Below are 14800 nucleotides of genomic sequence, written 5' to 3'. Positions count from 1 at the left end.
TATGTGGCAACCAACAGTAGAAAAAACGATAAACTCAAATATTGATACGTTGATGAAAAAACATCAATTTACCAATTATAAAGATTTATGGGAGTGGTCTGTTGCACATAAAGAAACTTTTTGGGAAGAAACTGTTGCAAATCTTCATATCATTCAACATAAAAAGTTTAAAAAAATTTTAAATATTGATGATGGAGTAACCAAAGCAAAATGGTTGTTTGGTGCTCAATTAAACATCATAGATTCTTGTTTTCAAAATCAAGATAATGCTACTGCAATTGTGTTTCAAAAACCCAATAAAGAGGTTCAAAAAGTAACACAAAAAGAACTAGAAAATCTTGTAAATAAAATTGCCAACAGTTTTAAAAATATTCAAGTAAAAAAAGGGGATACCATTGCAATAGATTTACCAATGTCAGTTGAGTGTGTAGCAATTTATTTAGCTGCCATAAAATCGGGTGTTAAGGTAGCCACAATTGTAGATAGTTTTACCCCAAAAGAAATTCAAGTTCGATTACAAATTACAAACCCAAAAGTAGTTTTTACACAAGATGTTTTAGAGCGAGCTGGTAAAATATTTCCTTTATATGAAAAAGTTGTAACCGCCAATACCCATAAAATAGTTGTTATAAAAACGCAAAAAGAAACAGTTATTTCACTAAGAAATCAAGATGTTTTTTGGGATGATTTTCTTTCAGAAAACACCAATTTTACCTCTGTAAAACAATCACCACAAGATTGTATAACCATCCTTTTTTCTTCGGGTACAACAGGAGAGCCTAAAGCAATTCCTTGGAATCATACCACAGCAATAAAGGCAGCTTCAGACGGCTTCTATCATCAAAATATACAAGAAAATGATGTAGTTTGTTGGCCCACCAACTTAGGTTGGATGATGGGACCTTGGTTAATTTTTGCAACCTTAATAAATAAAGCAGCTATAGGTTTGTATTATGATGCGCCTTTAGGTGCAGGTTTTGGAGAATTTGTTCAAAATGCAAAAGTATCTATGTTGGGGGTAATACCTAGTATTGTAAAACATTGGAAAAATTCAGGTTGTATGGAGCCATTTAATTGGAATGCAATTAAAAACTATAGTTCTACAGGAGAGGTTTCTAACCCTACAGAAATGAACTATTTAATGCAACTGGCCAACAACAAACCAGTTATAGAGTATTGTGGAGGTACAGAAATTGGTGGTGGTTACATAACAAGCACAGTTGTGCAAGAAAATATACCAAGTACTTTTTCTACCAAAGCTTTAGGTAGCGATTTTGTTTTGTTAGATGAAAATTATCAGGAAACTACGCAAGGAGAAGTTTTTTTAATTCCGCCAATTATGGGACTTTCTACAGAGTTGCTCAATAAAAATCATCAAAAAATATATTATGATGACACACCTAAACATCAAAAAGTTTTAAGAAGGCATGGAGATGAGTTAAGGCAATTAGAAAACGGCTATTTTAAAATTTTAGGACGCGTAGACGATGCTATGAATTTAGGCGGAATAAAAGTAAGCGCTACTCAAATAGAGGCGGCCATCAATCAATTAAATTTTGTGTTAGAATCTGCTGCCATTGCAGCTGCTCCAGAAGATGGAGGTCCTGCAAAATTAGTGGTGTTTTATGTAGAGAATAAAAACCAAAATAACGATGAAGATCGATTAAAAGCAGCCCAAAAAATTGCAAAAACAGAACTGAATCCTTTATTCAAAGTTGCAGATTTGCTAAAGATTGATGTGTTGCCAAGAACAGCATCTAATAAAATTATGAGGAGAACCTTAAGAGATAATTATAAAGTTAAATAAAACAAATGAAGCTTTTTAAAAAAACATATTGGTTGATAACTCCATTTTTAATTCTGGTTTTTATATTGTTGTTAGATAAAGTTTTTAACGTAAAAGAAATTTTAATTAATACAGCAATTGCAGTAGGTTTGGCCTACATTTTATCACCAAAAGTAAAAATTGTAGAAAAACAAAACGGTAAAGAAGCACAAATTAAATGGTTATTTTTTAAAAAAGTAATTCATAAAAAACTTTAGAGATTCAGTTTTCTTTCCTTAAGAAGAAATAAATATGAGAATATGAAAATAATATCTTACAACGTAAACGGAATTAGAGCAGCATTAAAAAAAGGGTTTTTAGATTGGTTAGAAGCCGCAAATCCAGACGTTATTTGCATACAAGAAACCAAAGCACACAAAGAACAATTAAATTTAGAAGATTTCGAAAATGCAGGTTACCCATATCATTTTTGGTTTTCTGCACAAAAAAAAGGCTATTCATCTGTTGCAATTTTATGCAAACAAAAACCCAACAATGTGGTGTATGGTACAGGCATAGAAACAATGGATTTTGAAGGTAGAAATCTACGAGTAGATTTTGATGATGTCTCAATTATGAGCATGTATTTGCCATCGGGTACAAATTTAGATAGATTGAGTTTTAAGCTAAATTATATGGATGAAATCCAAGAATACATCAACCATTTAAAACAAGAAATACCCAATTTAGTGATCTGTGGAGATTACAATATTTGTCACGAAGAAATAGATATACACAATCCAAAAATGAAAGGTGTTTCTGGCTTTTTACCAGAAGAAAGACAATGGATTGGCGAGTTTATAGAAAGCGGATTTATTGACAGTTTTAGATATCTAAATCCAGAAAAGCAAGAATATTCTTGGTGGAGTTATAGAGCAAACGCAAGAGCCAATAATAAAGGTTGGCGTTTAGATTATGCCATGGTTTCAGAACCTTTAAAAAACAATATTTCTAGAGCGTATATTTTGGGTGAAGCCAAACATTCAGACCATTGCCCAATTGCTGTAGAATTAACTTTTTAAACACTATTTAGCTAAATTATAAAGAAGCTAACAATTATATAATGAAAAAATTTTTGATCCTTTTTTTGATCTCCTCAAGTATTTTTGCACAAATACCTACAAATACAATTTCTAAAAAAATATCACGTACAGATTTGTTTACAGATTATGATATTGTGTTGATAGATAGTTTGTTAATGGATACAAAGTATAAATCGCCTTTGTACGATACTTCTGAATATTTTATTAAAAACATCAACGATAAAAAAGTAGATGATGTACCCTTATCAACCTCAATTTTAAAAGAAAGATTGCAAAAAATTGATACCAAAACACCTTTTCATATTGCTTACAACCCTGCATTAGAAAAAGTTATAAAATCGTATTTAAAATATAGAAAAAGATATTATCCAGCTTTAATGGCAAAAGCAGTTTTTTACTTTCCAATGTTCGAGAAATATTTAGATCAATACGATATTCCTTTAGAAATGAAATATTTGGCAATTGTAGAATCTGCATTAAACCCAACTGCAAAATCTAGAGTGGGTGCAACAGGTTTGTGGCAATTTATGTACACAACAGGTATACAATACAATTTAAAAGTAAGTTCTTATGTAGATGAGCGTCAAGACCCAGTTAAAGCTACCATTGCTGCATGTAAATATTTATCAGATTTATACAATATTTTTGGCGATTGGGATTTGGCTTTAGCAGCCTATAACTCTGGTCCTGGAAATGTTGCAAAAGCTATAAAACGCTCTGGAGGTTATAGAAATTACTGGAATATTAGACCTTTTTTACCAAGAGAAACAGCAGGTTATGTGCCTGCATTTTATGCAACCATGTATTTGTTTGAGTATCAAAAAGAACATCAATTAATTGCAGAATCACCACAAATTCGTCATTTCGAAACAGATACTATTCAAATAAAAAAAACCATTAGTTTCGATCATATTTCAGAAACTACAGGCATTAGTTCAGAGTTAATTCAGTTTTTAAATCCTTCTTACAAATTAGATATTATTCCTTTTGTTGCTAATAAAAATTACGCTGTAACCTTGCCTAGAAAAAACGTATTTCACTTTTTAGATAAAGAAGAAGCAATGTATACCTTGGCAGCAGAAGATGCAGCAAAAAGAGAAAAGCCTTTACCTAAGTATTTTGAAATGGATAAACGCATTCGTTACAGAGTAAAAAGTGGCGATTTCTTAGGTAAAATTGCAAACAGATATGGTGTAAGAGTTAGTGATATTAAAAGATGGAATCGTTTAAAAACTAGTCGATTAAGAATCGGACAACGCTTAAGTATTTATCCTAAAAAATTGGCAATTCCTAAAAAATCTGTTCAAATTGCAAGCAATAAAAAAACAACAAAATATACTAAAAAAACCAAGTTTGAAACTTATACTGTACAAAAAGGAGATTCTTTATGGACAATTTCTAGAAAATTTAAAAATGTTTCTATAGAAGAAATTAAAAACTGGAACAATATTTGGAGTGTTAAAAGTCTAAAACCAGGAACTAAACTTAAAATATATAAAAGTTAAATCAAAATGAAAAAAATAATAACTCTATTTACCCTTGTAATATTAATTACATCTTGTACAGGTAATGATAAATTTGTACTAAGAAACTCCATTGGTAAAATAAATAAAGTAATGGTAGTTACTAAAGCGAGTGATTGGAATGGAGATTTAGGTGATAAAATTAGAAATTCTTTTGGAGAACTAATGGTAGGTTTACCACAACCAGAACCCATATTATCGATATCGCAAGTAGCACCCAATGGTTTTGGTAGTATGATGAAGGTTTCTAGAAACGTTCTAGTAATAGGGAATGGTGATAAAGAAGATTTTTTTATTAAGAAAAATGTTTATGCGCAACCACAAACCATTGTATATGTATATGCAAAAGATGATGAAGGTGTTATAAAAATGTTTCAAAAACACGAAAATGAAATTATAGCTGCTTTTATAGCATCTGATATTTCTATGACGCAAAATCTTTTTAAAAAGAGAAAGCTTGATGAAAGTAAATATAAAACAGTACAAAATTTAGGGGTTACTTTAACCATACCAGATAATTTTAAAACTGTAGACGATACAGGTGAATTTTTATGGTTAAGACAGCATTTAACTAGTGGTATTGCTAAAACAGGTAGTAATAATATACTAATCTATGCAATTCCCTTAGAAGATGAAGAAAAAGTACCCGAAAACATTGTGTCTGTTAGAGATAGTATTGGTGCAAAATACATTCCTGGTTCAAATCCAGAAACCATGCACATGATTACAGAAGAGGCCTACACACCTTTCACATCAGAAATAACTTTTAACGGTTTAAAAGCTTTTGAAACTAGAGGTAAATGGGAGGTTAAAAACGATTTTATGGCAGGTCCTTTTTTAAACTATTCTATTGTAGATAAAAAGAATAATAGAATTCTAGTTTTCGAAGGTTTTACCTATGCACCCTCTGTAAATAAAAGAGCTTTTATGTTTGAGTTAGAAGCCATTGCAAAATCGATGAAGATTCAATAAAGATCTTTAATTTAAAAATTAATCCAAGCCTAAAAGAAACTTCTTTTAGGTTTATTTTTTTGTAAACATCTAAATATCAATTTCTTATTTACTATATTTGATTTTCAACTAAAAAATTTTATATATTATGGAAATGAATTTTTACATCTTTTTTGTAGCGGCATTATTGCCAATGTTTATCGGTTTTTTTTGGTATGGACCTTTATTTGGTAATACTTGGATGCGACAAATGGGTTTTACCAAAGAGTCTTTAGAAGGAACAAATATGGTAAAAACACTAGTTATTTGTTTTATTTTAAGTGTACTTATAGCTTTTGCTTTAATGCCAATGGTTATCCATCAAATGGGCGCTTACTCTACATTAGCAGGCGAGCCTGGTTTTAATGAACAAACAGGAGAAGCCTATTCTTATTTTGAAAAATTTGTATCTACTTATGGAGACAGATTTAGAACTTTTAAACACGGTGCTTTTCATGGTATATTATATGGTGTTTTTTTGATTTTACCAATTTTAGGCATACAAGCAATGTTCGAAAAAAAATCATTTAAATATGTAGCCATAAATGCTGGTTATTGGATTGTTACTTTAGCGTTAATGGGAGGGATTATTTGTGAGTGGTTATAAAAAAAACACTTATAATGTAAAAAAAACCTCGCAATTTGCGAGGTTTTTTTTAGTATCCTATTTTATTTCTTAGTCTTTTTAAAACTAAATCTGCAGTAATTTTTGCTTTTGAAGCACCTATATTTAGCGCTTCATCAATTTCGTGTTTATTCTCCATAAAATGATGATAACGTTCTCTAACTACAGCAAATTTTTCTAAAATTAATTCATACAATGCTTGTTTTGCATGTCCATAACCATAATTACCACCTACATAATTTGCTCTCATCTTTTCAATTTCCTCTTCATTAGCAATTAATTTATAAAGAGCAAAAACGTTATCTGTATCTGGATTTTTGGGCTCTTCTAAAGCCAAACTATCTGTTTTAATACCCATTATTTGTTTTCTTAACTTTTTATCAGTTAAAAATATATTAATGGTATTATTTCTAGATTTACTCATTTTTTCTCCATCTGTACCAGGTACAAGTTTTGTGTGCTTTTGTATTTTTGCTTTTGGCAGCACCAAAGTATCTCCTATAACATTGTTAATTCTGTTGGCAACATCTCTAGTAATTTCTAAATGTTGTAATTGGTCTTTACCAACAGGTACAATTTCTGCATCGTACAACAAAATGTCTGCAGCCATTAACATTGGGTAGGTAAATAAACCTGCATTTACGTCTGCTAATCTATCAGATTTATCTTTAAAACTATGTGCCAAAGTAAGTCTTTGATAAGGAAAATAACAGCTTAAATACCAAGTTAACTCTGCAGTTTGTGGTATATCACTTTGTCTGTAAAAAACAGTTTTATGGATGTCTAAACCACAAGCCAACCAAGTTGCTGCTGTACTATAAGTGTTTTCTCTTAAAATAGTACCATTTTTAATTTGAGTTAAAGAATGCATATCTGCAATAAAAAGAAAAGCTTCATTTTCTGGGTTGTTTGCCATTTCTACAGCTGGTAAAATAGCACCCAATAAATTTCCTAAATGCGGGGTACCCGTACTTTGTACACCTGTTAAAATTCTAGACATTTATTTTTATTTATATGATTTTTTTTACGAGTATTAGATATATGCTCGTGGTTAAAGCACAAAAATAAGGTTTTGATTAGTAAAATCAATAAACAATAAGAATATTAGTATTTTTGTTACGTTAGTTTTTTTAATATAAATGTAAATATTACATAATTTAACTACAATTCTATTCGTGAAGATTTTAAAAATACTTTTTTTACTTGTTTGGCGCTTATGGTTTTACCTACTAATGTTTGCCTCCATCTTAATTTTATCGCCTTTATTATTGGTATTCACATTTAAAGAAAATCAATACCCTATATTTTGGAAATTAGCAAGAATTATATCTAAAATTCTAATTTACGGAATGGGTTTTAGGTTAGATTTTACTGCAGAACAAGAAATAGAGCCTAATAAAAGCTATATGTTTTGCCCAAATCATGCATCGTTGTTAGACCCTTTTGTGTTAATTGCAATTAGTAAAAATCCAATTGTTTTTGTGGGTAAAAAAGAACTAGTTAAAATTCCTGTATTTGGTTTTTTCTACAAAAGAGTGGTAATAATGGTAGATAGAAGTAGTTTAGAAAGTAGAAAAAGAGTTTTTAAAATGGCTAAAGAAAGGTTGCAAAATGGAGTAAGCATGGCAATTTTTCCTGAAGGATTAGTACCTACTGAAGATGTTGTTTTAGCACCTTTTAAACAAGGAGCTTTTAGTTTAGCTATTGAGTTTACAATACCTATTGTACCACAAACTTATTACGATTGTAAACGTTTTTTTTCTTGGGATGTTTTTAAAGGGAGGCCAGGAAAATTAAGGATTAAACAGCATAAATTTATAGAAACCAAAGAGATGTCTGTAATAAATGATATGAATCAGTTAAAAGACAAAACATTTGCAACCATTTACAAAGAATTGACAAATGATGAAAAGTATATGAAAGATACCAATAGACAAAATGAGCGAAAAATTAAATCATAACTATTCAGATTCTGAAGAAAAGCTAAATATTTGGTCTCATGCATTTGGTTTACTATTAAGTCTTATTGCATTTCCATTTTTAATTATAAAAGCGCTTCAGTTTAGCGGTTTTTTAAAACCTTTAAGTTTTATAATTTATGGTTTAAGTTTGATTATTTTATATGCAGCTTCTACTTTTTATCACGCTGCAAAAAATGCCATTAAAAGACGAAGGTTAAATATTTTTGATCATTCAGCCATTTATGTTTTAATTGCGGGTAGCTATACACCTTATTGTTTGGTTGCCTTAGATAGTACTTTGGGTAATTACATGGTAATTTTTGTTTGGCTTTTTGCTTTGGTGGGTATTATTTTAAAACTTTTTTTTACAGGAAAATTCAATATAATTTCTACAGCAATGTATTTGTTAATGGGGTGGCAAGTGTTGTTTTTTATAAAACCTTTAATGGAAAATTTGTCTTCTTACAGCCTAAATTTACTTTTTTTAGGAGGTGTTTTTTATAGTATTGGAGCCATTTTATATGTGATAAAAAAACTTTCATACAACCATGCAATCTTTCACTTATTTGTACTTTTGGGTAGTATTAGTCATTTCTTATCCGTATATAATATTTTATAGATAGCAGTAGTTTTATGAAATTTCTTAGAACTTTTTTTTTCGAGGTTTTTTATACCCATTTTTTAAATGAATTTTTACTGATATAAGAATTGTAATACTTAATAATTCCAGTTACTTCTTTAGACAACCAATCTGGTTTTTCAAATTTTTCGTCTTCCTCTTGTAATTCTATTTCTGCAATACGTAAACCCTCGTTTTCTCCCAAAAATTCATCAACTTCAAAAAGGTGTTTTCCTTTTTTTATAAGATACCTGTTTTTCTCAATAATGGTAGGTTCACATAAAAGTAATAAATCTTCAGCTTCAGTAAGTTGTATTTCTTTTTCCCATTCGTATCTGCTAGTTCCTGTTTTGTTAGACTTTCCCTTTATTGTTAAAAAAGCTTTATTCTCTGCAATTCTAACTCTAACAGTTCTACTTTTATTAGAATTTAAATATCCTTGTTTTATGAGTTTTTTTTGATGTTTCTCTTTTTTAAAGTCATCATTTTTTACTAAAAATTTTCTCTCTATTTCTATGGCCATAAAATATCTTTCAAATTTGTACTAATGTAAGATGTTTTCTCGTTATTCTAACAATAAATAAATATCTTTGAGATATAAATTTTAAAAATGAAAAATAACTTTTTATTTTTTTTTATTATACTTTCATTTACTATTTCTGCACAAACAGATTATAGTACTTCTTGGGAAGATTTTTATTCTTACAACAATGTAAAAGATTTTGTAAAAGTAGATAATGTTATTTATGCGCTTTCAGACAATGCTGTTTTTACTTATAATACCACAGATGGCGAAATTTCGAAACTATCTTCTGTACAAGGCTTGTCTGGAGAAACTACTACTGCAATACACTACAATAAGGAATTTAAAAGACTGGTAATTGGTTATCAAAATGGTTTGGTAGAAGTAGTAGATGATAATGGTACCATCACTATTTCATCAGATATTGTAAATTTTAATCAATCTGGAGAAAAAAGCATCATTCATATTAGCGAATTAAACAACAAACTTTATTTAGCAACGCCTTTTGCAATTGTAGTGTATGATATAGAAAATTTAGAATTTGGAGACACATATTTTATTGGAGCTAATTCATTATCAATACAAATAAATAAAACAATTGTTTTTAACAATACTATTTATGCAGCAACACAAAACGGCCTTTTTACTGCAGATGCAACTAATAGTGTTTTAATAGATTTTAATAACTGGCAACAAGCTTTTCCTACCAAAAAATTTAGCAATATTGCATTGTTTAATAACACAGTGTACCTTGCAGAAAATAATACCTTATTCCGTTTTGATGGAACTACAATATTACCCATAAATAGTTTTTCTGAAACCATACAAAGCCTAAAACCTTCCACAACAAATTTAGCAATTGCCTTAAATAATAGTGCGGTTATATTAGGTGCAAGTATGAATCAAGTTGCACAATTTGAATCAAATACAAATACAGTTTTTACCTTAAATACAGCTTTTTTCGAAAATAATTTAGCTTATTTAGGTACAAATGAATTAGGTGTTTTAGCGGTTACAGCATCCGAGCCAACAAATTTTTTAGAAATTCATCCAGAAGGACCGCTTTCTAATGAAGCTTTTTCTATTGCAGCACATAACAAAAATTTATGGGTGGTTTATGGTGGATATTCAGCTGTTTTTGGACCTTCTTTTAATAGAAAAGGCTTTAGTCATTTTAATGGAGAAAGTTGGATTAATACAAAATATAATCCAGATTTTCCTTTAACAGATTTAAGTCATATAACTATAGATACCAATGCAGAAAACAAAGTTTATATAAGTTCTTTTGGAGATACAAGAAAGGTTAATTCACCTCTAACAGGAGGTCTCTTAGTAGTAGAAAATGATCAAATTACAACATTTTACAATCACTTAAATAGTCCTTTAGAAGATATTGTTGCTTTAGATCCAAATAGAGTAACTATTAGAATTAGTGGTACAGCATTAGACTCTCAAGGTAATTTGTGGGTTACAAATATTGGAGTGCCCAATGAGTTAAAAAAACTCTCTGCAAATGAGCAATGGTCTAGTATTGATATGAGTTCTGTAAAAACAAATCCTGCATTTGGTTTAAGTGAAATGATTGTAGATAGAAACAATAGTATTTGGTATGGTTCTAGAAACAATGGAGCTTTTGTTTTTAACGAAAACGGAAATAGAAAAAAATCGTTAATTGCCACACCAAATTTAGGTAATTTGCCAGATGGAACTGTTAGAACAGTAGCTGTAGATAGAAGCAACCAAATTTGGTTAGGAACCAAATCTGGTTTGGTAGTTTACAAAAATGCTTCTGGTATTTTTGATGATGCTACACCCAATGCAAGTCCAATTGTTGTAAACGTAAATGAAGATGGTTTTGGAGATAGACTTTTAGGAGACCAAACAATAAATTCTATTAAGGTTGATGGTGCAGATAACAAATGGTTTGGAACAGATAATGGTGGTGTTTTGTATACAAACCCAAGTGGACAAACAACTATAGCTAATTTTAGTAAAAAAAATTCGCCTTTACCATCAAATAAGATTGTAAAAATTGCTATTGATGATACAAATGGTAAAGTATTTTTTGCTACAAATAAAGGTATTGTAGCCTACAATAGTAATGTAGCACCTTTTGGTGATGTTTTAGGTGATGTTTATGCGTACCCAAATCCAGCTTTAATAAATCATTCAACGGTAACTATAGATGGTAGAAATGGCACACATTTGCCAAAAGGAACCAACGTAAAAATATTAGATGTAGCAGGTAATTTGGTTTACGAAACCAATGTTGTAGAAGGACAAGAATTACAAGGAGGTAAAGTAGTTTGGAATAAGAAAAATTTAGCGGGTAAAAGTGTAGCATCTGGTGTGTACATTGTTTTACTTTCTAATGACGATGCTTCTGAAACCTCAGTTACTAAAATTGCCATTGTAAATTAAATGGCAATTGTAACCACCAAAGCAATTGTTTTAAGCGCACTAAAGTATAGTGATACTAGCTTAATTGTAAAATGCTACACAGCACAAGAAGGTTTAAAATCTTACATCATAAAAGGTATTTTAAAAGCTAAAAAAGGAGGAATTAAAATAGCTTATTTTCAACCACTTACCCAATTAACTATTGTTGCAAATCACAATAATAAAAGTACGTTAAACAACCTAAAAGAAGTACAAATACTAAATCCTTATAAAACTATTTATAAAGATATTGTTAAACAATCTGTAGTATTATTTATTTCTGAAGTTTTAGCAAGCAGTATACAAGAAGAAGAAAAGAACGAAGGCTTTTATAGCTATTTAGAAACGGCACTTATTTGGTTAGATGTACATGATAAAATAGCCAATTTTCATTTATTGTTTTTATTAAACACCTCAAAATACCTTGGTTTTTATCCAGATTTATCAGAGAAAGAAAAAATGGGTTTCGATTTATTAAATGGAAGTTTCTCAGAATCAGCAACAAACAAAAATGTAATTACAGGTAACAAATTTTATCAATTTAAAAAGCTGTTAGGCATAAATTTTGATGCTATAGAAAACGTGTCTTTTAGTAAAACAGAAAGGCAAATGGTATTACAAATCATCATACAATATTTTGAATTACATTTGGACGGTTTTAGAAAACCAAAATCGTTACAAATATTAGAAACAGTATTTAGTTAAATGAAAAAATTCCTTTTTATAATAAGCATTTTTGTTAGTTGTTTGGCTTATAGCCAAAACGTAAAAGTTGTAGATAAACAAACTGGTAAAACTATTAGAAATGTTAGTGTTTTTAATGATCTACAAACTATAAATACTACTACAAATAATGGTTTTGCAGATATTTCTGACTTTAGAAAAAACGAAATTATTGTTTTTTCTCATCTTTCTTATGCTGTTCTAAGAATTAAAAAAGCAACCATATTAGCAACTAATAATATAGTTTATCTAACCAAAGAATCAGAACAGTTAGATGAAATCGTAATTTCTCTATTTAAAAAAGACCAAAAGTCTAGCAAAATTGCAGAACAAATTGCGGTATTAAATGCTAGAGAGATTCAAAAAGTATCTCCACAAACATCGGCAGATTTATTGGCAATAATACCTGGTGTAAAAGTGCAAAAATCTCAATTTGGTGGTGGTAGTCCTGTAATTAGAGGTATGGAGTCTAATAGGGTTTTACTAGTGTTAGATGGTGTAAGAATGAACAATGCTATTTACAGAAAAGGCCATTTACAAAATGCTATTACTGTAACACCAAATATGTTAGAAAAGACAGAAGTTGTTTTTGGACCATCGTCTGTAATTTATGGTTCTGACGCTTTAGGAGGTGTAATTCATTATTACACAAAAACACCTAGACTTTCTGATGAAAATGAAGTAAAAAGTCAGTTTTTTTCTAGATTTTCTTCTGTAAATCAAGAAATTACAACCAATGTAACTGCAGAGGTTAGAAGAGAAAAATGGGCGTCTTTAACCAGTATTTCATACAGTGATTTTGGCGATTTAATGGCAGGTAAAAATCGTTCTCATGGCTTTGATAATTGGGGTAGGGTTTACTATTATTCAGAAAATTTACATGGTAATTATAAAGCAAGTCCCACAAAAAATACGAATCCAGATTTACTAAGAAATTCAGGCTATAATCAAACAGATGTTTTACAAAAGTTTTTTGTACCTCTATCTAAAAGCACAGACTTAAACGTAAATTTACAATACTCAACATCATCAGACATACCAAGGTTTGATAGATTAATGGAGCTAACAGACCTAACAGATACCTCTTCTTTAAAATTTGCAGAATGGTATTATGGACCACAAAATAGGTTTTTAGCATCTACACAATTAATATTAAATCCGCATAAAAATTGGTTAGAAGAAGGAAGTATAACTGCAGCTTACCAAAACCTACAAGAAAGTAGAATACAGCGTAAATTTGGTAGTTTAAACAGGTCTTACAGAGAAGAATCTGTAGATGTTTTTAGTTTGAATGGCGATTTTTCTGTGCCTTTAACTACAGATAAAACCAGAAATTTATCTTATGGTTTTGAGATAGCTTATAACGATGTGGCTTCTAATTCTTATGGAAAAGAATTAAAAATTGTAAACGGAGAAATTAATGGGTTTTCCAACGATTTTAAAGTACAATCTCGTTATCCAGATGGTAATAGTAATTACTTAAGTTCTGCTGTATATGTAGATTACAGACAAGATATTAGCAGAAAAGCTACGTTAAACACAGGCATCCGTTTTACAAATACGCAACTAAATGCAAGTTGGATAGACGAAACTTTTCTTCAGTTTGAAGATAAAGATATTTCTGCAAATCATTCTGCAGTTACTGCAACAGCTGGTTATGTTTACAAACCCAATAAAAATTGGCAAATAAATAGTGTGGTTTCTTCGGGTTTTAGGGCACCCAATATAGATGATATTGGAAGAGTTAGAGAAAAAGCTGGAAATGTTACCATCCCTAATATTTCTGTTACACCAGAATTCGCTTACAATGGAGAGTTTAGTATTTTAAAGTTTTTTAACGATAAAAAATTTAGAATAGGTGCCAATGTTTATTACACATTATTAGATAATTACATACAAAGAGATTTTGTATATAATACAGATGGTAGCATAAAACAAGTAGAGTTCGATGGTGATTTAGGTAATGCTGTTTCTAATCAAAATAAGGGTACTGCATACATTTGGGGATATACTTTAAATTATTTAGGGAAGTTGTCTAATCAATGGAATACTTCAGGATTTATCACCTACACAAAAGGTAGAAGTTATGATACAGAAGAACCAATGTCATCAATTCCGCCTTTATTTGGTCAATTTCTAGTAAGTTATAAAAAGGATAAATTAGAGTTAGGAGCAGATTTTAGATTTAATTGTAAGAAAGATATTGAGGACTTTAATATTATAGAAAGTATCGACAATCATGATTTAACACCCATTGTAAATGCAAATGCTACTGAAGAAGTAGCTATTTATTTCGGCTCACCAAGTTGGTTTACTGTTGGTTTTAATGGAAGATATGTGGTAAATCCTAATTTTTCTCTACAAGCAAGATTAGATAATTTACTAGACAAACATTACATAGAGTTTGCTTCTGGGGTTGCAGCACCTGGAAGAAATCTATCTGTTTCTTTTGTGGCTAATTTTTAAATTTTGTATTTTAATTTTTTTATAACCATTTAGAAAGTAAATTTATAATTGTTTTTGTAATAC

13 protein-coding genes are annotated in these 14800 nt (G+C 29.9%); 11 read left to right on the top strand and 2 right to left on the bottom strand.

The window, feature by feature from the left end; all coding sequences use genetic code 11:
* Position 1 precedes the first annotated feature (1 nt).
* The 6 genes from Q0662_RS00855 to Q0662_RS00830 all read left to right on the top strand — a co-directional run bounded on the left by Q0662_RS00855 (position 2) and on the right by Q0662_RS00830 (position 5988).
* Entirely contained in the window at positions 2-1807 is a 1806-nt protein-coding gene (locus tag Q0662_RS00855) for an AMP-binding protein (protein ID WP_298946109.1), read from the top strand.
* A gap of 5 nt (positions 1808-1812) precedes the next feature.
* Positions 1813-2043, top strand: a complete 231-nt coding sequence (locus tag Q0662_RS00850) for a hypothetical protein (protein WP_298946107.1) — start codon at positions 1813-1815, stop codon at positions 2041-2043.
* Positions 2044-2085: 42 nt separating this feature from the next.
* Complete coding sequence (locus Q0662_RS00845) at positions 2086-2847, top strand: exodeoxyribonuclease III (RefSeq protein WP_298946105.1); 762 nt, start codon at positions 2086-2088, stop codon at positions 2845-2847.
* A 41-nt stretch (positions 2848-2888) separates the two neighbouring features.
* Positions 2889-4373, top strand: coding sequence for a lytic transglycosylase domain-containing protein (locus Q0662_RS00840; protein WP_298946103.1), 1485 nt, complete (start codon positions 2889-2891; stop codon positions 4371-4373).
* Positions 4374-4379: 6 nt separating this feature from the next.
* The gene (locus Q0662_RS00835; RefSeq protein WP_298946101.1) at positions 4380-5363 is read left to right on the top strand and encodes a DUF4837 family protein; all 984 of its coding nucleotides are present in this window, start codon (positions 4380-4382) and stop codon (positions 5361-5363) included.
* A gap of 127 nt (positions 5364-5490) precedes the next feature.
* Positions 5491-5988, top strand: coding sequence for a DUF1761 domain-containing protein (locus Q0662_RS00830; RefSeq protein ID WP_298946099.1), 498 nt, complete (start codon positions 5491-5493; stop codon positions 5986-5988).
* 49 nt (positions 5989-6037) lie between these two features.
* Here the strand turns inward: Q0662_RS00830 and trpS are convergent, their stop codons facing one another.
* The gene (gene trpS / locus Q0662_RS00825; RefSeq protein WP_298946097.1) at positions 6038-7006 is read right to left on the bottom strand and encodes a tryptophan--tRNA ligase; all 969 of its coding nucleotides are present in this window, start codon (positions 7004-7006) and stop codon (positions 6038-6040) included.
* A 232-nt stretch (positions 7007-7238) separates the two neighbouring features.
* On the opposite strand from trpS, the gene Q0662_RS00820 reads away from it, so the two are divergent.
* Together Q0662_RS00820 and Q0662_RS00815 are read left to right on the top strand one after the other, a co-directional pair.
* Positions 7239-7967: a 1-acyl-sn-glycerol-3-phosphate acyltransferase gene (locus Q0662_RS00820; protein WP_298946095.1), complete on the top strand. Its 729-nt coding sequence runs from the start codon at positions 7239-7241 to the stop codon at positions 7965-7967.
* Complete coding sequence (locus tag Q0662_RS00815; protein ID WP_298946093.1) at positions 7945-8586, top strand: hemolysin III family protein; 642 nt, start codon at positions 7945-7947, stop codon at positions 8584-8586. The genes Q0662_RS00820 and Q0662_RS00815 overlap by 23 nt, the downstream gene beginning before the upstream one ends.
* Before the next feature lie 49 nt (positions 8587-8635).
* Here the strand turns inward: Q0662_RS00815 and Q0662_RS00810 are convergent, their stop codons facing one another.
* On the bottom strand, positions 8636-9109 hold the full coding sequence (locus Q0662_RS00810) for a CYTH domain-containing protein (protein WP_298946091.1): 474 nt from the start codon (positions 9107-9109) through the stop codon (positions 8636-8638).
* Positions 9110-9196: 87 nt separating this feature from the next.
* Between Q0662_RS00810 and Q0662_RS00805 the strand changes: the two genes are divergently transcribed.
* Genes Q0662_RS00805 through Q0662_RS00795 form a run of 3 tightly spaced genes read left to right on the top strand, consistent with a single transcriptional unit; the run spans position 9197 to position 14737 of the window.
* Positions 9197-11530 (top strand): hypothetical protein, encoded by a 2334-nt coding sequence (locus tag Q0662_RS00805; protein WP_298946089.1) that lies wholly within the window; start codon positions 9197-9199, stop codon positions 11528-11530.
* The gene (gene recO / locus Q0662_RS00800; protein WP_298946087.1) at positions 11531-12253 is read left to right on the top strand and encodes a DNA repair protein RecO; all 723 of its coding nucleotides are present in this window, start codon (positions 11531-11533) and stop codon (positions 12251-12253) included. It begins immediately after the preceding gene.
* The gene (locus tag Q0662_RS00795) at positions 12254-14737 is read left to right on the top strand and encodes a TonB-dependent siderophore receptor (RefSeq protein WP_298946085.1); all 2484 of its coding nucleotides are present in this window, start codon (positions 12254-12256) and stop codon (positions 14735-14737) included. It begins immediately after the preceding gene.
* The last annotated feature ends 63 nt before the right edge of the window (positions 14738-14800 follow it).

Source organism: uncultured Polaribacter sp., assembly GCF_947503855.1.
Classification (GTDB): domain Bacteria; phylum Bacteroidota; class Bacteroidia; order Flavobacteriales; family Flavobacteriaceae; genus Polaribacter.
This window is presented reverse-complemented; position numbering and strand designations above follow the sequence as displayed.